The sequence below is a fragment of the Microbacterium sp. BG28 genome (assembly GCF_034044005.1).
GTDB lineage: Bacteria > Actinomycetota > Actinomycetes > Actinomycetales > Microbacteriaceae > Microbacterium.
In genome coordinates, this window is sequence record NZ_JAXCHA010000003.1 from 542,399 (window position 1) to 561,503 (window position 19,105).

Annotated in this window: 11 protein-coding genes; 5 read left to right on the top strand and 6 right to left on the bottom strand. The window is 70.9% G+C overall.

All coding sequences use genetic code 11. From position 1 onward, the window contains the following. The first annotated feature begins 34 nt into the window (after window positions 1–34). Window positions 35–1,354 (top strand): PAS domain-containing sensor histidine kinase, encoded by a 1,320-nt coding sequence (locus SK224_RS13685; RefSeq protein ID WP_320435222.1) that lies wholly within the window; start codon window positions 35–37, stop codon window positions 1,352–1,354. A 130-nt stretch (window positions 1,355–1,484) separates the two neighbouring features. Then, window positions 1,485–2,039, top strand: coding sequence for a flavin reductase family protein (locus SK224_RS13690; RefSeq protein ID WP_320435223.1), 555 nt, complete (start codon window positions 1,485–1,487; stop codon window positions 2,037–2,039). Between the two features lie 441 nt (window positions 2,040–2,480). On the opposite strand, the gene SK224_RS13695 is transcribed toward SK224_RS13690, so the two are convergent. Further along, window positions 2,481–2,741 (bottom strand): hypothetical protein, encoded by a 261-nt coding sequence (locus SK224_RS13695; RefSeq protein ID WP_320435224.1) that lies wholly within the window; start codon window positions 2,739–2,741, stop codon window positions 2,481–2,483. A gap of 104 nt (window positions 2,742–2,845) precedes the next feature. After that, window positions 2,846–3,442, bottom strand: coding sequence for a low molecular weight phosphatase family protein (locus tag SK224_RS13700; RefSeq protein WP_320435225.1), 597 nt, complete (start codon window positions 3,440–3,442; stop codon window positions 2,846–2,848). Between the two features lie 47 nt (window positions 3,443–3,489). On the opposite strand from SK224_RS13700, the gene SK224_RS13705 reads away from it, so the two are divergent. After that, window positions 3,490–4,437: a CPBP family intramembrane glutamic endopeptidase gene (locus SK224_RS13705; protein WP_320435226.1), complete on the top strand. Its 948-nt coding sequence runs from the start codon at window positions 3,490–3,492 to the stop codon at window positions 4,435–4,437. A 277-nt stretch (window positions 4,438–4,714) separates the two neighbouring features. On the opposite strand, the gene SK224_RS13710 is transcribed toward SK224_RS13705, so the two are convergent. Genes SK224_RS13710 through SK224_RS13720 form a run of 3 tightly spaced genes read right to left on the bottom strand, consistent with a single transcriptional unit; the run spans window position 4,715 to window position 7,976 of the window. Continuing rightward, window positions 4,715–5,899: a Dyp-type peroxidase gene (locus SK224_RS13710; RefSeq protein WP_320435227.1), complete on the bottom strand. Its 1,185-nt coding sequence runs from the start codon at window positions 5,897–5,899 to the stop codon at window positions 4,715–4,717. Next, a complete protein-coding gene (locus SK224_RS13715) occupies window positions 5,896–6,672 on the bottom strand; it encodes a hypothetical protein (RefSeq protein WP_320435228.1) in 777 nt (258 codons plus the stop codon). The genes SK224_RS13710 and SK224_RS13715 overlap by 4 nt, the downstream gene beginning before the upstream one ends. Beyond that, entirely contained in the window at window positions 6,669–7,976 is a 1,308-nt protein-coding gene (locus SK224_RS13720; protein ID WP_320435229.1) for a nitrous oxide reductase family maturation protein NosD, read from the bottom strand. The genes SK224_RS13715 and SK224_RS13720 overlap by 4 nt, the downstream gene beginning before the upstream one ends. A 190-nt stretch (window positions 7,977–8,166) precedes the next feature. Here SK224_RS13720 and SK224_RS13725 point away from each other — a divergent pair, with 190 nt between their 5' ends. Next, complete coding sequence (locus SK224_RS13725) at window positions 8,167–15,033, top strand: SdrD B-like domain-containing protein (RefSeq protein WP_320435230.1); 6,867 nt, start codon at window positions 8,167–8,169, stop codon at window positions 15,031–15,033. Between the two features lie 210 nt (window positions 15,034–15,243). After that, complete coding sequence (locus SK224_RS13730; RefSeq protein ID WP_320435231.1) at window positions 15,244–17,790, top strand: LuxR C-terminal-related transcriptional regulator; 2,547 nt, start codon at window positions 15,244–15,246, stop codon at window positions 17,788–17,790. On the opposite strand, the gene SK224_RS13735 is transcribed toward SK224_RS13730, so the two are convergent. After that, window positions 17,726–19,033, bottom strand: a complete 1,308-nt coding sequence (locus tag SK224_RS13735; protein ID WP_320435642.1) for an MFS transporter — start codon at window positions 19,031–19,033, stop codon at window positions 17,726–17,728. The two genes, SK224_RS13730 and SK224_RS13735, sit on opposite strands and share 65 nt — an antisense overlap. Window positions 19,034–19,105: the final 72 nt, after the last annotated feature.

Below are 19,105 nucleotides of genomic sequence, written 5' to 3' on the forward strand. Positions count from 1 at the left end.
GATGCGGCGCGGGCGTGTTTGGGGCAGAATCCAGATGACGCCTACCCGACGCGTCGAACCGACGAGCGATGAACTGATCGACGTCCCGATGGGAGCCGATATCTCCGAGTCCGAATCCTCCGCCACGCCGTCGTTCGACGAGGCGCCGGTCGCCGCCGCGCCCGCATCCGGTGTCGGACTGCCGGTTCCCGTCTCCGCCGTCCCCGCGGACGCTGCCACGGGCGCGCTCGTGCAGGACTGGACCGCTCAGGTGACGTCGGTCGCCATCGTGCACCTCGACGCCGAGGGGCGGGTGGTGGGCTGGAACCCGGGTGCGATGAGATTGAAGGGGTACGCGCCCGAGCAGATCCTCGGTTCGTCCTTCACGCGCTTCTACCGTGAGGAGGACCGCCTGCGAGGTCTGCCGCTGCGCCTGCTCGCGATCGCTGCGACGCGCGGTTCGGTCGAGGACAACGGCTGGCGGGTGCGTGCCGACGGTTCGCTGTTCTGGGCGCACGTGATCATCACGGCGCTGCGCGATGACGCGGGCGAGGTCGCAGGTTTCGTGAAGATCGTCTCTGATCTCACCGCCGCCAAACAACGGGAGGACGCGGAGCTCGACTTCCTGCGCGCCTTCGCTCACGACTTCCTCTCGCCGATCACCGCCCTGCGCGGCTACGTGGACCTCATGACCGAGCCCGGTGGCACCACGGCGGCCGCGGTCGAGCGGATCTCCGCCGTCACCGATCACCTCGCCACGATGATCCAGGACCTCTCCGCGCGTCTCGTGCCCACCCGCGCGCGCCAGGCGCGGAGCCGGGCGGATGCCTCCGCCACGGTGCGGGAGGCGGCCGAGCTCGTGCTCCCCGGCGACGCGTACGGGCGCATCCGGTATCGCTCACCGCGCTCGGTCGCGGTGCAGGCGGACCCGGTGGCCCTGCGACGGGCGATCGCGAATCTCGTCGACAACGCGGCGAAGTACAGTGAGGGACCCATCGAGATCTCCGTCGAGGTCGACGGAGCCCAGGCGCGCATCGCGATCTCCGACCGAGGCCGCGGCATCGCCCCCGAGGACCTCGAGCGCATCTTCGATCCCCTCGAGCGCGGGCGGCTGTCGAACCCGGATGACGGCGGAACCGGAATCGGGCTCGCGAGCACGAAGGCGCTCATCGAAAGACAGGGTGGCGAGGTGCTGCTGTGCAGCACGGTGGGCAAAGGGACGACCGTGACGATCACGCTCCCGGTCGACGACGACGGCGGGCTCGCGTCGGACGATGCCTCCACCTCGACCGTGCGCGACATCCGAGCGGCCGGCGACCGGCGTGCCCCCGACGGCGGCGCAGTGCGCGACTGCGCGACGCGTCCCGCCGCGTAGAGATAGCTGTCGGTAATCGACTGATCGCCGTCAGGCATCTTCACTCCCGCGTAAAGCCCGCGTAACACCGGCTTCGTAGCGTGGCGGTGCACCCCCGGACTGCGCTGGACGGGTGCGAAGGAGAGCCACAATGACCTGGAACCACCCGTGGGCCGAGATCGTCCCCGGACCCGACGGGACCGCCCGTACCGTCCTGCCCGCCGCTCCGACGGACGCGGATGCGGTCCGCGACATGTTCGCGCAGCATCCCACCGGTATCGCTGCGATCTGCGCGCTCACGCCGGAGGGGCCGCAGGCGATGGTGGCGACCTCGTTCGCGCTCGGTATCTCCTTCGCCCCGCCCCTCGTGCTCTTCTCGGCTCAGCAGTCGTCACGCACGTGGCCGCTGATCGCCGGCGCCGCACACATCGGCGTCTCGGTGCTCGGGGAGGAGAACGCGGCGGCGGTGCGCACGCTCGCGTCGCGCTCGGGGGACCGGTTCGCCGGCCTCGTCACCGCGCAGACCGACGGGGGCGCCATCCTCATCGACGGTGCACGCATGTGGCTCGAGTGCCGGGTGCACAGCGACGAGCCCCTCGGCGATCACCGTCTCATCGTGCTGGAGGTGCTCGGCGGATCGAGTCATCGTGGCACGGCTCCGCTGATCTACCACGACGGGGGAGTGGGGAGCCTGGCAGCATCCTGAGACGGCTCGCGGGCCGGTCGTCTCGCGGTGAGGGGGGCGATCGGCATCCCGAGCCCCGCCCGCCCCACCGCGACACGACCGGCTCGACATCGAACCACTCGGACCGCTGCGCCAGCGTCGAAACGCGGCGCAGCGGTCCGAGTGCGGGTGCAGATCGTGGCCGGCCCCGACGTCTGCGCTTGTGCGGGAACCGACGAACACGTCACGACACGGAAGGCGTGTCGGGGAGAGAGACCGCCAACCCACCGCAGGGGTCTGTCTCCACCGGCACCCGTGTCGCACTCTCTGCGTCCACGTGCCCTACTCAACTCGCTTTCGCGGCGCGGATCGGCGCCGCAGACCGTGAATAAAGAACGAGCGATGCGAGCACCGTCCGCCGCATCGAACGAACGGCGAGGGGCCGCACCCGAAACGGATGCGGCCCCTCGTCGTGCGGAGAGTTCAGTAGCTGTTCACGCTCACCGCGGCGATCCCGCCGGCGATGGCGATGATGGCGATGATGAGGCCGAGACCGAAGAGCACGGCCCCGATGATGATGCCGACGAGGGCAGGCGTGTTCTTGTAGCCGGCCTTCTTCGACTGGTTGAAGGCGATGGCCGAGATGATGAGGCCGATGAGGTTGAAGAAGATCGCGACGACCAGGCCGACGACCCCGAGAGTCTTGCCCGGGTAGTCGACGCCGGGAGCGGGCTGCTGAGTCATGAAGAGTCCTTTTGCTCGAGACGGGTTGACCGCACCACTCTGGCAGAAGTCTGGGAGTCAGCACAGAGCACTTGACACATACGGGTGAAAACTCTCACCAAACGTCACGGATTCGCCGCGATGGCGAGCAGTCGTACCGTCTCGCCCAGAGCGGGCATGAGTTCGGACGCCATCTGCTCGTACACCTCCCACTCCCGCCGGTACGGGTCGACGACGTCGTCGAGTGAGGGATCGGCCGGTGCCTCGATCTCGCCGCGCACCGAGACGAGGTGGGCGAGCAGCGCATCCAGCCGCGCGCGCGGGTCAGAACCCGCTGTGTCCGCCACCGAACGGGCATCGTCGTCGGACACGTGCGCGGCCAAGCGAGCGAGTTCGCGCACGGTGAAGGTGCGCCGGGTCGCCGCGGGAGCGAGCTCCACCGCCGCTCGGCGGTGCTCCCGCGTCATCGCCAGCACGAGTGCGGGTGTGCGCAGATGGTTCTCGTTCAGCCAGCGTGCGCGGTGCGCGCCGATCAGGTCATCCGGAACGCCGTAGGCGTGGGCGAGCGCCGCCGCCTCTGGCGTCATGGGCTGGTCGACGAGTGCCTTCACCCCGGCGCTCGCCGCCGTGATGCCCCTCCCGCCCAGTTCGTCGCGGAGGATCACCTCGGCGAACGGCGAGCGGCAGATGTTGCCGGTGCACACCGTCAGAACCTCGAGCATCGCCGGTGTCTCCTGTCCGCCGGGCCCTGCCCGGTAACCTGGCCCCTGTGAGCGATCCTACCGAGCCCGACAGCGGCGAGTCCGGCGCCTATCGTTCCTCGCGCTTCGAGCGCGCTTCGGATGGAGCGTGGACCGCTCGCCGTCAGGATGCAGTCGTGAGCGCGGGACGGTTCGAGAATCTCGGTCTCGTCGAGGCGGAGTTCGATGAGCAGCCGGAGCCCGAGCGTCGCCCCCGGCGGCGGCGTCCGCGCGCACCGCGTGTCTGGCTGCAGGGCGGCAGCACGACGCAGCGCTGGAACTGGCTGCTGGTGGGCGGCGCGCTCATGGGGCTCGGCGCCGGTCTGCTGATTGCGACGGCGGCGTCGGCTGTGATCGGGGGAACACTGGGCGGATGGGTCGGCAGCCTCGTGCTGTGGGCCTCGATGATCGTCCCCGTCGTGTTCGCCTATTCGCGTTCGGTGCCGCGCGGGCTCCTGCGGTTCAGGGCGACGGACCTGCTCTTCGGGCTCTTTCTCGGGCTCGGTCTGCGCGTCGTCAGCGGCCTGCTCGAACAGGCGGAGCGCGGCTTCGCGTTCTGGCCCGCGCTGCCCACGACCGACGGCGGACTCTCGGGCGTGGATTGGCTCGTCGACGCGGTCGTTCCCGTCGTCGTCTCGCCCGTCGTGGAGGAGTTCTTCTTCCGTGGGTTCCTGCTCGTCGCGTTGTTCACCGTGTTCCGGCGCCTCACGAGGTCGCCGTCGGTCGCCGGAGCGGGGGCTGCGCTGATCAGCACGGGCATCTTCGTGCTGCTCCACCAGTTCACGGGGTCGCTGACCGCGGGCGCGTCGGGCGCCGCATCCATCGCGCTGTTCGGACTCGCCACAGCGGTGCTCGTGCTGGTCACGGGCCGGTTCTGGGCGGCGCTCATCGCCCACGTCGTCTTCAACGGCTCCTATGTGGCACTCGCGGTCGTCGGGACCCTCGCGGGGTTGAACGGGGGGATCGTCGCGGCCTGAACCGGCCGGGGTGAAGCGGCGGGTGAAACCCGGCGCAGGGGCGCTCCCGCCTCCGCGCTGCGCGGTTACCGTCTGTTTACCCGATCCTGGCTGCCGGAGATCGACGATCGGTCGTCCATCTCCGGCAGCGCCGCACCCTCACTGCCCCGGAGCCCTCTATGCCCCGCTCTTCCCGCGCCGCTGTGCGCCTGGCCATGCTCGGTATGACCCTCGTCCTCGCCGCAAGCGTCCTGCTCTGTGCGATCGCCCTCATGCGCGGCACTCTGCCGCTCTGATCTCAGCTGCCCAGGCTCGCGCCGAGGGCTGCGTCTGTGCGTCCCGGCACGATGAGGAACGAGGCGGATGCGGTCGGCGTGGCGAAGGTCATCAGATCGTCCGTCTCGTCGAGGCGATGCTGTGTGCGCACGAAATCATCGAGCTCGCGCTGGAAGCACATGAACAACAGTCCGTCGTCGGGAGACTGGCCGGGACCTGCGGCATTGCTGTACGCATAGCCGCGCCGGAGCATGAGGCGGCTGCCCGTGAACGACGGGTGGGCTGCGCGCACATGGGAGCGAGACGGCACGAGATAACTGCCGTCGGGACGCTTGGCCGTCAGATCCGCCTCGGCCGTGGGCCCGCCGCCCGACAGGGGGTCGCCGCTGGCGCGCACCCGGCCGACGACCGCATCCTGACGCTCGCCCGGCAGCGCACCGAACCCTGCGGTGTCGAGTCGGAGGCGCCGGATCACCGCGATCGTCCCACCCGCCGCGGGTCCGTCGGGGATCCACACGTTCTCGTCGAGCTCATCGTCGCCATGGGGCACGATGATCCCGTCGTGATAGCCGAGCGGATTGCGCACGATCGTGCCCTCGCCGGCACCTCGGACACAGGGCTGCGTCCACCGGCGGACGGCACCTCCGGCGGCGGCGAGGACATCGGCGATGCTCGGGTGCAGCGCGCCCGCATCCGACGCGTAGGCCGAGATCAGCAGGTCTCCGCCGCGCATGTCGTCGGCGAGTGACGCGTCGCTGGCGAAGCGTGGAAGCTCCGTCGCTCCAGGAAGCGAGGGGTCGATAGCGGCGACAAGCCGAGGACCGATACCGAGGGTGATCGTGAGGTCGCCGGGGCCGTCGGGCAGGACGATCCGCGCCGTCCCTGCGGGATCGGTGAGCGCGTCGACACGCTCGCCGATCGCGGCCAGCATCCCGAGCACCCCCGCTGCGGTGGCGATCTCGGGGATGTCCGCCACGACCACCAGCCCGTTGCGCTGGGGCGTGGTCGGCCGGACGATGCCCGCCTGCGTGCGCCCACGGGAGGGCACGGCAGCGGTCTCGGACGTCGAAGCGGCATCCGGAGCGGGCGCAGAGCTCTGGGCGAGCGCCCATCCGCCCGCTGCGCCGAGGGCGGCGCCGCCGAGTCCGATGCCGCCGCCCAGCAGCAGCGCGCGTCGGCTGATCCCGGATGCGGGTGTCTCGCTCACGGCGTCGCCCCCGTCGCCGCGGTGAACACATCGGGGAGCGAGACGCCACCGGCATCCGCGAAGGTGACGGTCGTCCACTCGGCGGCGCCGCCGAGGCGAACATCGAGTCTGCGCAGGAGCGAGGTGTCGTCGAGCCAGTAGCGGACCGTCGCCGAGGCGGGGTCGGCGGCCGGCGTCGCGGCGACCTGATCACTCTCCGGTCCGGCGTAGACCGTCAGTGTCTCGCCCTCGACCTCACGCGTGCCGAGCCAGAGGGCTCCGCCCTGCTGCAGGAGCAGCGGATTGTCCGGGCGATCGGCGCCGAGCTGCGCGATGACCGACAGCACGGCATCGCGCCGGGAGCCGCTGGGATCCAGCGCTCCGCCGGCCCAGGCCGTGTCGAGCCGATCGGTGTCGGGGATGGGCAGGGGCGCGGGGCTGTCGTCACCGGACGGCGTCGCGGCCGAAGCCGGATGCGTGCCCGCGACCTGCGTGTTCCACAGCAGCAGCTGCGGATCGACGCTCTGCCACCGGCCGTAGCCGATGACGGTGGCGTAGTCGTACCAGCCGTCGAAGTGCGCCTCGCTGCCCTTCTCGGTGAGCGTGAACGAGATCGCGCGCGCGCCGGTGTCTTGGTTCCGCAGCCGCATCGTTGCGAGATCCTGCGCCTCCTCGCTCGTGAGCGGACGCGCATCGCCGGCGGCGAAGTCGTCGGAGGACGCCGCCGTGCATCCCGTGAGGACTGCGATCCCGACGGCGGCGGCCGCCAGTGCGGCAGCGAGACGGCGTCTCATCCGCGCGCCCCGGCGGCGAGCAGATCGGCTGCCGGAAGCGTGTACCGGCTGAGGTCGGGGGCGCCGAGGGAGGCGGGAAGGGCGCGTGCGGGGGCCTCGGGGTCCGGAAGCTGGGGCTGCGACGGGGGCGGCGGCACGGCGCGGAAGCTGACACCGGGCGGTGCGACGGATGAGGGAAGCTCCGCCGAGGCCGCGGCCGGCTGGTCCACGCCGCTCGCACAGTCCGCGGCGAGGGTCGCGGGCAGGACCGTGACGGCGGCAGGGTCGACGCAGTTGCCCTGCGCGGGCGCCCGCGGGCCCGAGATGTTGGCGGTGTCGACGCCGTTGGCCTCGAAGGCGTTGCCGCTGAAGACGTTGCCCGCGGCGCGCAGATCCTCTGTGCCCGCCAGCAGGACACCCGCGCGCGCGTTGCCGGTGATGCGGTTGTCGCGGATGTCGTTGCGCGTGCCACCGCTGATCCCGATCCCGATCCCGAACCCCCCGTCGGCCTGCACGGGGGAGGTGGCTTCGACGTTGTCCGAGACGAGGTTGCCGACCACCGTGTTGCCCGACTGCGGGACGAAGGCCTCCTGGTAGTTGGAGATCAATGTCAGACCGACGCGGTTGCGGCTGAACCGGTTGCCCACGATGTAGACGCTGTCGGACGCGTTCGCGTTCTCGAAGCCGACGGCGTTGTTCTCAGCGATGTTGTCTCTGACGGTGATGTCGCAGTCGCGGCACTGTCCGACGTAGATGCCGCTGTCGGCGGAACCGGAGGCGTAGGAGTTCGAGATGACGCCGTGCTGGGCGTCGAAGGCGTACAGGCCGTACAGGCCGTTGTTGTAGGCCGTGACGTGATCGATCGAGAAGCGCTGCACGGGCGGGAACTTCTCGGGATCGAGGTGCGTGTACCCGCCGCCGCCGTGCGCCGTGGGGCCGTTCTCGTCGTGGAGTCCCGTGACGAGCACCCCGTAGAAGGTCGCGCCGGTGACGGTGAGGTTCTCGACGCTCACGCCGTCGGCGATCGCGACGATGCCGTAGGGGCGCTGCCCCTCGCCGTCGACGACGGTGTCGTTGCGATCGAGACCGCGCACGGTGACACCCGGCTTGTCGACGAGGACCTGCTCCGGGTAGACGCCCGGGGAGACGAGGATGAGCCCGCCCTCGGCGACCCGTGCCACAGCCTCGGAGATCGTGGGCGCATCCGCCGGCACGGCGACGGTCTCGAGCGTCGCGGGTTCGGCGGCGCAGGCGGCGAGGGCGGATGCGGCCAGGGCGAGGGCAGCGAGAGCGGCCGCGAGACGGCCCCTCGAGGAAGCAGGCATGACCGGATCCTAACCGCGCGCGGCACGCGGCAACGTCTCGGTACGGGGCGAGGGTGAAACCGCGGGTGAAATACCCCTTTTACGAGGCTCCGCCTGTGACGCGAACGAGAGCCTGAACTGTCCTCCTGCCCGACGGAGGACCGCTCGCCCTGCTCTCGTGCGCCCGCCGAGACTCTGCCGGAGGTCTGTCATGCCCACTATCCCTGCTCGCCCACGACACGCCCGCCGGCGGCTGATCGGCGCAGCGCTGGCGTGGACGCTCGCCCTCACCGGTGTCGGTCTCGCCGCCGCGGCACCCGCATCCGCAGCGCCGCAGGACGAGGTGCGTGGCACCGTCTTCCGCGACTTCAACGGCAACGGCTTCTTCGACACCGGCAACGCCGTGCGCACCGGCATCGCCAACGACCGCGGACTCGCAGGCGTCACGGTCACGGTCGTCGACGGCGCCGGCGCGCTGCTGGGCACGACGACCTCCGCCGCCGACGGCACCTACACGATCGATGCGTCCGGGGCGAGCGGTCCCGACGTGCGCGTGGAGTTCTCCGACTGGCCCACCGCGTACGAGCCGAGCGGCACGAGCACCGCCGGCAGCAACGGCACCAGCGTGCAGTTCGCGAAGGTCGGCCAGTCCGGCATCGACTTCGCCCTCAACCAGCCCGGCGACTACTCCCAGGCCAAGGCGCCGATCGTCACCACCATCCAGCGGGCGGGCTCTCCCTTCGCGTCTGAAGGCGGATCTCCTCTCGCCATCGACGGGGCCGCGATCACGGCGCTTCCCTACGACACGAACTACACGGGCGGGCAGCCGGGCGGCTTCCCCAACCTCACGACTCTCGCGACGTTCGGTGAGGTCGGGGCTGTCTCCAGCGTCGTCTACCAGCCGTCCTCGAACAGCGTCTTCGCCTTGGCGACGTACAAGCGGCAGAGCGGCCTCGGCTCGCTCGGTCTCGGTGGGATCTACCGGGTGAGCGATGTGCTCGGAGGCGACGGGAAGCCCTCGGATGCGGGTTCGGTCACGCCGTGGCTCGATCTCCGTACCCTCGGCATCGACCTCGGCACGGCCGCCAGTAACGCAGCGCGCGGCCTGAGCTCGGCGACCACCCCGACCCACGACGTCGACGGGTTCGAGAAGGCGGGCAAGATCGGTGTCGGCGGTGCGACGTTGTCCGCGGACGGTTCGACCCTGTACTTCGTCAACCTCAACGACAAGAAGCTGTACGCGATCGATGTCTCCGACCCGTCCGTCGTGCCCACCGGCTACGAGTCCTGGGATCTGGGTCTGGGTGTCGGCCAGCGGCCGTGGGCCGTGTCCGTGCACAACGGCTCGATCTACGTCGGCTATGTCGACTCGGGTGAAACCGCTGCCGGCCCTCAGCCCGGCATGGCGGCGGCGGCCGCGAACATGGCGCTTCACGTGATCTCGACCCCCGCCGCGAACCCCGGCGCCTGGACCAGCGTGCTCTCCTCCTCGCTCGGGTACACCAAGGGCAACGTGGCCGACGTCAACCTCGAGACGCAGGGCAAGCGTTGGAACACATGGACGGACACCTGGACCTGGAACGGCGGCGGCGTCGCGGGTCCGAACAACCAGAGCGACTGGCACATCTATCCGCAGCCCATCCTGTCGAGCCTGTACTTCGACGACGACGGCTACATGAACATCGGCATGCTGGACCGCACCGCGGTTCAGGGCGGGAACCGCAACTGGGGCACCGTCAGCACGAAGTCCTTCCAGAGCGCCTCCGGAGGCGACCTGCTGATCGCCGCTCCCAGCAGCTCCGGCTTCGTGATGGAGAACAACGGCACCGTGGGCACCCGCACCGCCGCGGTCGGCGCCGTCGAAGGCCCCGGTGGGCGCGAGTTCTATGACGACCGCCAGAGCCTCGGTACCGGTGGATACCACCGTGAGAACGCGCTCGGCTCCGTGATCGGCATGCGCGGCACGGGTGAGGTCGTCGCGACCACCTACGACCCGCTGGGCGGCATCCGGCTCTCCGGGCTGCAGTGGTTCAACCAGAACAACGGTCGCTCTGTCGCCGGCTACGAGCAGGCCGCCGACGGCGGCGGCACCTCCTCCGCTGACGGCACGTTCCAGAAGGGCGGCGGCCTCGGCGCTGTAGCGCTCGCCGCCCGTGAGGCACCGGTCGAGATCGGCAACCGGGTCTGGTTCGACGCCGACCAGGACGGCATCCAGGATGCCGACGAGCCCTCGATCGCGGGCGTGACGGTCGAACTGCGCGACAGCACCGGAACCGTGGTCGCCACGAAGGTCACCGACGAGAACGGCGAGTACTACTTCCGCTCCGACGCCGACGGCTTCGCCACCTCCGGCGACTACACGGTGACATTCGTGAAGCCCGCCTCCGGCAACATGGACCTGCGCGGCCCCAACGCGACGAGCTTCGGCGACGTTCGCTGGCAGGATGCGTCCTTCACGAAGACCGCCGTGGGCGGTGACCGCACCGTCGACTCCGATGCGAACGCATCCGGGGTGTCCTCGGTGACGATCGCCGGAGCCGGGTTCAACGACCACACGATCGACGCCGGATTCATCGCGAACGTGCCGTTCACGGTCGAGAAGGACATCGACGCCTCGGGAGGGGCAGCCACCGACGGGCAGGAGTTCACGATCGATCTCGCCGCCCGCGACTTCCGCGGCGGATCCCTCTCGCCCCCGCTCACCCAGAACAGCGTGACCCTCGAAGCGGGTGAGGTCTCCGGTACGTTCACCGTCCCCGTCGGAACCCGCATCAAGCTCTCCGAGAGCGACCCGAAGGTGAAGTCCTACGCGGTGACCGGGGCCGGCGCGGCGGATGCCGACGGCTATCGCGCGCTCACGGGCACCGGCACGACCCTCGCGCTCGTCGTGACGAACACCCTGTTCGCACCGGGCACGATCACGGTGACCAAGCAGGTCACGGGCGACTTCACGCTGGCCTCGGACCAGCTCGAGAACGCCGTCTTCACGGTCGCGTACTCGTCGGCCGCCGGCAGCGGAACGCTCGAGCTGAAGAGCGCAGCCTGGAAGGCGACGAGCCTTCCGCTGCCCTACGGCACGGTGGTGACCCTGAGTGAACCCACCATCACCGGCGTGGACCCCAGTGTCGCCTTCGCGACTCCCACGTGGAGCGCCGGCGACAAGGGCGACGGCACGGCCACGGTGACCGTCGGTGACGGTACCGACACCGCGCTCACGCTCACGAACCCCTCGACACGTCTCACCGGTACGTTCTCGGTCACGAAGGACGTCACGGGGCCTGCGGCCTCACGGGTGCCCGCGACGACGAGCTTCGTCGCGCAGTACTCCACCGACGGAGGAACGACCTGGACCGACCTCGCTGCGGTCGCCGACGGTGAGACCGTCGCGGGGCCCGCAGCGCTGCCCACCGGATCGACGGTTCTCGTGCGCGAGAAGACGCCGCCGACGCTGCCCGACGTGGCGTGGGGTGCGGTCGCCTTCTCCGGAACGGGCGTCGTGGACAACGGCGACGGCACCGCGAAGGTCATCATCGGTGACGGCACGACCGTGCAGGTGACCATGCAGAACCCGACCACGCCGCTCAACGGCCAGTTCTCCGTGACGAAGGACGTGACAGGACCGGGTGCGACCCTCCTCGACGCCGACACCACGTTCGACATCGACTACACCTGGTCGGGCGGGAACGGCACCCTCACGGTGCGCGACGGCGAGACGGCGACCTCGCCGGCCCTGCCGACGGGGACCGTCGTGACCGTGACCGAGGTCGCGCCGACGACCGGACTGCCCTCGGGCGCAGCCTGGGGCACGCCCACGCTGACGATCGGCGGCACTCCCGCGGCGAACGGCTCCACCATCACGATCGGCGACGCCACGACCATCGCCGTCGTCGTCACCAACCCCACCACCGTCACGCCCTCCGTCGAGATCCGCAAGGGAGACGGCGACCGGGTCACGGGCGCCATCGCCCATGAGGCCGACAGCGTCACGGACGGCCAGGTGTATGGCCCCGAAGAATCGCGCAGCGTCGTGTTCCGCGTCGTCAACACGGGCCCCGAGCCGCTGCGCAAGGTGGCGCTCACCGACGCCACGGTCGCCGGAGGCGCCGTGACCCAGCTGAGCTTCGCCTTCCCCGACGGATCCACGACGGCGGCCGACTACGACGCCGCCGCGGGAGTGTGGACGGCCGAATGGGCCAACACGTTCGCACCGGGCACGACCGAGTGGGCCGTCGGCGATGTGATCATCGGTACTGCCGTGCTGACGCCGGGCACCGGTGACGGTGCGCACCAGGACGTCGCCACGGTCTCCGCCGAGGGCGCGCTCTCCGGCCAGCCGGTCGACGACGAGAACGCATACAACGCCTTCACGGGGGCGATCCAGGTCATCAAGTACGACGGCAACCTGCCCGACCCGACGGTGAAGGACACGGCCGACGGCTGGATCGTGCCGGAGAAGCCGCTCCTCTCGCCCGCGCAGGACGCGAACACCGAGGACACCGCCGTGACCTACCCGGTGCTCACGCCGCAGAAGGTGCGGTGGGTGGTCACCAACACGGGTGACACCTGGCTGACCGATCTCTCGCTGGTCGACCTCACCCAGGACGGTCCCGCCGTGGGCGACGACTGGACGGCGGACCTGTCGGGCGTCGGAGGCCCTGCGGACTACTCGTTCACGAAGGACGGCAACTGGCAGGGGCTTCTCGCGCCCGGAGCCTCCTTCTTCGCCGAGGGCACGCTGACGCTGCCCGCGTCGACGACGCACGCCGACCAGGTCACAGTCGTGGGTACCGTCGTGGTGCCGGCGACGGATGCGGACGGCACACCCACCGATGAGCCGGCCAGCTCCGGCGGCACGCCGGTCACGGCGAAGCGCGACGACGGCACACCGTTCACCGTGACCGATGAGGACCCGTTCCACGCCAAGACCGGGGTCGGCCCCATCGTCGACATCCAGAAGGGTGACGGATCGGGAACGACCATCGCCCACGAGGCCGACACGATGACCGACGGCGAGGCCTACACGCCCGGTGAGACGCGCACGATCGTGTTCCGTTCCACCAACACCGGAGACGAACCCCTCGTCTCGGTCGAACTCGGCGACGTCACGATCGCCGGTGGCGCCGTGGTCTCGATGAGCTGGAACCTGCCCGACGGCACGCCGCTGCCGGCGACGCAGGACCCTGCCACCGGTGCCTGGTCGGCGTCGTGGGCAGGCCCTTGGCAGCCCGGCGACGTGATCACCGGCACGGCATCGCTGACCCTGGGTACGGCATCCGAGTCCCACGTGGACCGCGCGAGTGTCGACGCCGTCGGCCAGCTCTCCGGCATCCCGGTCGCGGACTCGAACGACTACAACGCCTTCACGGGTGCCATCCAGGTGATCAAGTACGACGGCAACAAGTCCGACCCGGCGATCACCGACGACGCGGGAGCGTGGGTCACGCCCACCAAGCCGCTCGCGGACCCCGCGCAGGACGCGAACGACGCCGACCACGCCGTCGAGTATCCCGTGGGTGTGGCCGAGCCGGTGCGCTGGGTGGTCACGAACGCGGGGACGACCTGGATGACCGACATCACGCTGACGGACACGACGGATGCGGGTCCCGCAATCGGCGCCGACTGGACGGCCGACCTGTCGGCGTTCGGCGGGCCGGCGGACTACTCGTTCGCCGAGAGCGGTCCGTGGCGCGGCCTTCTGCCGCCCGGCGCCTCGTTCTTCGCGCAGGGAACACTCACCCTGCCCGCGGAGCAGTCGCACGCAGACACGGTCGACGTCGCCGGTACCGTCGTGGTGCCCGCGGTCGGAACCGACGGGGTGACTCCCGACGGTCAACCGCTGATCGTGAACGGAGACGCGGTGCGCGCCACCGTGCCCGACCCGTCCGACCCGACCCAGCGCGTGCCGTTCGTGCTGACCGACGACGACCCCTTCCACGCCCGCACGGGTGTCGGCCCCTACGTCGACATCGAGAAGGGCGACGGCGAGGGCGCGACGATCGCGAACGACGCCGACACGATGGCCGACGGCCAGAGCTACGAGAACGGCGAGACCCGCACGATCGTGCTGACGGTGACCAACACCGGCGACGAGGACCTGCATCGCGTCGTGCTGCGTGACGAGAACCTCTCGGGTGCAGCCATCACGTCGCTGGTGTGGACGCTTCCCGACGGTTCGACGCTGCCGGCCACGCAGCAGGACTCCGTCTGGAGTGCGCGCTGGGAGCAGACGTTCTCCGATGACGCCGTGTGGCGCCCGGGCGAAGTCATCACCGGGTCCGCGACCCTCACGCTCGACGGGGGACAGCCTCACGTCGACCGCGCGGTGGTCGAGGCCGAGGGCGTCGCCAGCGGCATCCCGGTCACGGATCGTGACGACTACAACGCGTTCACGTCCGGCATCCAGGTGATCAAGTACGACGGCGACAAGGCCGATCCGGCGGTGAAGGATGCCTCGGGTGACTGGGTCGTGCCCGCGAAGCCGCTCGTCGACGCCGCCCAGGACGCCAACGACCGTAACCACGCGGTGAAGTACGAGGCGGGCAGCGTGCACAAGGTGCGCTGGGTGGTCACGAACACCGGTTCGACATGGCTGACGGCGATCGACCTGACCGACGTCACCGCGAACGGTCCCGACGTCGAGCGTTGGAGTGCTGACCTGTCGGCGTTCGGCGGTCCCGCGGCGTACGACTTCGTCGCGAGTGGAACCTGGCACGGGATGATCCCGCCCGGCGCGTCCTTCTTCGCCGAGGGGACGCTGCGCCTCGGCGAAGGAGTCACCCACGCGGACACGGTCACCGTCGGCGGCACTCCCGTCGTGCCGGCCACCGACAGCAACGGTGTGCCGACCGGACAGCCGCAGGTCGACGGGTCGGGTACGCCCGTCCCCGTGACCGATGCTTCGGGAGCCCCCGTGCGATTGACCGACAGTGATCCCTTCCACGCCTATGCGCCCGAAGCGCTGGCGGTGACCGGCCTGACCCTGTCGATCACGGGCGCGGTGCTCGCGGCGCTGCTGCTCATGACGATCGGTCTGATGATCGTGCTGGTCGGACGAGGTCGACGTCGGGTGGGCGCCTGATCCGCGCGTCGCCACTCCGCTGCGCGCGGGGTGGCGACGCGGAACCGATATGCCGCACACGGTGAGCGCACGCCCGCCCCTGTCCGCCGATGCGGACGGGGGCATCGGCGTGCCACCGTCCGCATCAGCGGGCCCACGCGCCGCTGGCGCCGTAGGGTGGAGTCGGCGGCGGGGTGCTCGACACCCGGGCACGTCGCCGGAGACGACCAGATGAGCCTGTCCGCTGTGCCACGCGCCGGTGTCGGCGTCCTTGCGCGATCCCGTCTGGTGGCCGTGCTCGATGACGCGGCGCCGCTGGTCGTCCTGCACGCGCCCATGGGCTATGGCAAGACCGTCGCGATGGCACAGTGGGCGCGCAGCACCGGGCGCAGCGGCGTCTGGATGCGGGTGCGCGACGGCGGCGGAGAACCGCGCCCCTTCGTGCAGCAGCTCGCCGCGCAGCTCGAGGATGCGGGTCTGCTCGACGACGGCAACCCGCTGCGCACCGCGGCGGAGACGCTCGCTGTCGACGACGACCCGTGGGGGCTGCTCGCCCGAGGGCTCCGGCGTCAGCCCGGGCCCCTCGCGGTCGCCCTCGATGACGGCGACCGGCTCTCCGAGGCCACCGTGCGGGGCCTGCTCGAGGTCCTCGCCGACGTGCCCGAGCTGCTCGTGCGGGTCACGGTGCGTCGTGCGTCCCTCTTCACCGAACCGAGCCTCGCGGTCCTCGTCGACGCTGTCATCGTGGGCAGGGGCGAGCTGGCCCTGACCGCATCCGAGGCGCTCGAGCTTGCCGGCGACGCCGCGGCCGCGGACCAGATCGTCGCAGCCGGTGGCGTGCCGGCCCTCGCACGCATGCTCACGCTCGGCGAGGTCGGCGCCGCGACGGGCGCGGACGTGGAGCAGGCCGCCCGTTCCTTGCTGCGACTTCGCGGGGGGAACTGGGACGACGCGTTCGTGAGGTTCCTCGAGACGGTGGCCATCGCCGATGCGCTCGACATCCGGCTGGCCGAGGCGATCTCCGGTCGATCCGACGCTCTGCGGTTCCTCGAGACGGCGGAGGCGGAGGGGCTCGGCTCCTGGGAGACGCCCGGACCGCGCGACTCCTCCGCCGTCTTCGTCTTCTCGCCGTTCCTTCGCCTCGCGGCGGAGGAGAGTCTGCGACGCGAGCGCTCGCGCCCGGAGGTGCGCGAGATCGTCCGTCGTGTCGCGCGCTGGGAACTCGAGCGGGGTCTCGCGTTCTCGTCGTTGCGGCGCGCGGTGGAGATCGATGACGCCGCTCTCATCGACGACGTCATCCGGCATCACTGGAACGAGCTGCTCACCTACCGGGGCCGGCTGACGGAGCTGTTCGCCCATGTGCCGCTGCTGTCGCTGCGCACGCGGCCGCTCGTCGCCATGGTGCTCGCCATCGTCGCGAACGCCAGCGGCAGCCAGCGCCTTCGTGCCCTCGAATACTTCGGCCTGGCCGTCTACGGCGCCCGGATGCAGCGGGCCACCGCGCCTCCCGTCGACCGCGTGCTGCTGCGTGCGATCGAGACCGCCTCCTACCGCGTCTCCGGGCGTTCCGGAGCGACAGCCGTGGCGCGTGACGGCTACCGTGCACTGCAGGAGATGGATGCGGCCGAGCGCGACCGGCTCGGACGCAACGAGCCCACCGTCTACAACCAGATCGGCACCTCGCTGTTCTACGGCGGACTCACGGCGGAAGCACTCGACTGCTTCCGCCGCTCGACGGCGGTCAGCGATGCGAAGGGCCTGTTCGCCGGCCTCCAGGGGCTCGCTCTCACGGCGGGCACGCTCGCCGTCGCGGGCGAGGTCCAGGACGCCCGCGAGGCCATCCAGGAGGCGCTCTCACGCACGTGGCCGGAGCGCTGGATCGACGGCTACCCGGGGAGCTTCCTCCAGCTGGCGCGCGGCTTCTGTGCCCTCGAAGACGGCGACCCGGATGCGGCGGACGCCGCCATCCGCCTCCTCGATCCGCATCGCGCGACGATCGAGCACTGGCCGCTGCTGACGCACGTCGACGTTCTCGTCGCCCTCGCGCGCGGGCGGGTCGGCGCGGCCCATGCCCTCCTGGCCAACGCGCTACGCACGCAGCAGGCCCGGCACGCGACGAGTGAGCTGACCCTGAGCAGGCTGCGCCACACGCGGGCGCTCGTGCTGCTCGCGGCGGGAGACGCCACCGGAGCCGAACGGGCCGTGACGAAGGAGAAGGAGCCCGTGCGGCGTGGGGTGAGCCTCGGGCGCATCGCGCTGGCCGCCGGCGACGTGGAGGGTGCCATGCGCGTGCTGCAGGCGTCGGCGGGCATGGCCGCATCCCCGCGTATCGACACCGAGCACCTCGCCCTCACCGTCGGCGCGCTCGCTCTGGCGGGCGGCGACAAGGACGGAACCAGGCGGATGCTGGCGCGCCTCACCGCGGTGCTCGAGCAGCGCGGTCTGTTGCTGCCGCTGGCGATGGTGCCGGCCAACGCGCTCGAGGCGATGGCCGACACCGCGGTCGATCCGCACACCCAGGAGCTGATCGCACGCGCGCAGCGGATCGGCATGGTCCCGGCGACTCGTCGTCGTGTGCAGTTGACCCCTCGCGAGATCGCGGTGGCCGACGAACTGACCCGCAGCGAGTCGGTGGCCGAGATCGCAGCGGCGCTGGTCGTGTCGCCGAATACCGTGAAGTCGCAGCTGCGCAGTCTGTACCGCAAGCTCGGTGTCAGCTCGCGTGCCGACGCCCTTCGTGCGCTCGCGGCGCTGGATCTTGCGGGGTCGGAGCACTGACGGGGCGGCGAGCGTAGGGAGCGACGAGCCGCAGCAGCACCAGCGCGAAGACCGCCACCGCAGCCGCGGTCACGTACAGCGCGACGTAATCGCCGCCGCGGCCGCCGAGCGGGTCGCCGCCCGTGGCCAGAAGCGCTGCGGCCGCCAGGGGGCCGACGACCTGCGGGATGGTCTCCGTCGCGTTAAGGACACCGAGATAGGCGCCCGTGCGTTCGGCGGGGATCGTGCGCAGCGCCAGCGCGAAGTCGACCGCGAAGAAGGTGCCCATGGCGAGTCCGCCCACGAGTGCGCTCGTCCACAGCTGGATCGGCGCCGCGGCGAACGCGCGTAGGAGAGCGGCCGCGATGAGACCGACGATGGCGGCCGCGAGGAACGGCCGATAGTCGCCGCGGCGACCGGCGAGCAGCCCCATCGTGACGGCTGCCACGACGATGGCCCCGCCGCCGAGCACGGTGGACAGCGAGGTGACGCTCGTGGCCGAGGCCTGATCGCGCAGCATGCGGTCCATCACGAAGTAGAGGGTGAAGGCGGTGGTGAGCGAGAACGCCGACTGCAGCAGGAGTCGTTGCACCCAGACGACGGCGAAGCCGGGAGCGATGGCGAAGCGAGATGCCCGCACCGGGCGCGCCCGCGCGTCGACGTTCCCGACGACGGCATCCGGGACGAACAGGACGCACAGGATGACCGCGATGACCGCAGCGGCGGGCATGATCGCCGACGCCAGCACCAGCTGGTCCGGGAGGGTCGCGGCGATGACCAGCGGGGGAACCGTGCCGAGGAATGCCGCGGCAGCGAAGATTCCGGAGGCGCCGGCCCGCCAACGCTCCTGGACCGTGTCCGCCAGTTGGGCGGCCGCGGTGGCCAGCACGGCGTTGTAGCAGATCTGCATCCCGACCCAGGCCGACACGAGGGTGAACAGATCGTTCGCACTCAGCAGCCACCACGTCGCCAGCGGGCCGGCGAGCGCGCCCGCCAGCATCCAGGGACGCCGTCGGCCCCACCGAGCGCGCGTGCGGTCCGAGAGGAACCCGAAGAGCGGGTTCGCCACGATCGCGGCGACGGCGCCGGCGGCGATGACCACCGCGAGCGTGCCAGCGCGCTCGGCGGCGGGGACCAGTGCTGCCACCCGCACCGGGAGCCCCACAACGGCGGGGGCGGTCAATGCTCCGAGAGCGGCGAGGTTCACGGCGGCGAGGAAGGGGACACTGCGCAACGCGCGGACGGGGGCGACGGCGTCGGGCATCACAGCCTTACGTTACGGAATGTCCGCGCACCCGGCCGCGTCGGGGGTCGATCTGTGGACGGCGGGTCCACG

Bases quoted from the DNA above. Each gene is read 5' to 3' on its own strand.
- SK224_RS13720 (WP_320435229.1), bottom strand. From the start codon at position 7,976: ATGCCTGCTTCCTCGAGGGGCCGTCTCGCGGCCGCTCTCGCTGCCCTC.
- SK224_RS13695 (WP_320435224.1), bottom strand. From the start codon at position 2,741: ATGACTCAGCAGCCCGCTCCCGGCGTCGACTACCCGGGCAAGACTCTC.
- SK224_RS13725 (WP_320435230.1), top strand. From the start codon at position 8,167: ATGCCCACTATCCCTGCTCGCCCACGACACGCCCGCCGGCGGCTGATC.
- SK224_RS13700 (WP_320435225.1), bottom strand. From the start codon at position 3,442: ATGCTCGAGGTTCTGACGGTGTGCACCGGCAACATCTGCCGCTCGCCG.
- SK224_RS13735 (WP_320435642.1), bottom strand. From the start codon at position 19,033: ATGCCCGACGCCGTCGCCCCCGTCCGCGCGTTGCGCAGTGTCCCCTTC.
- SK224_RS13690 (WP_320435223.1), top strand. From the start codon at position 1,485: ATGACCTGGAACCACCCGTGGGCCGAGATCGTCCCCGGACCCGACGGG.
- SK224_RS13730 (WP_320435231.1), top strand. From the start codon at position 15,244: ATGAGCCTGTCCGCTGTGCCACGCGCCGGTGTCGGCGTCCTTGCGCGA.
- SK224_RS13715 (WP_320435228.1), bottom strand. From the start codon at position 6,672: ATGAGACGCCGTCTCGCTGCCGCACTGGCGGCCGCCGCCGTCGGGATC.
- SK224_RS13685 (WP_320435222.1), top strand. From the start codon at position 35: ATGACGCCTACCCGACGCGTCGAACCGACGAGCGATGAACTGATCGAC.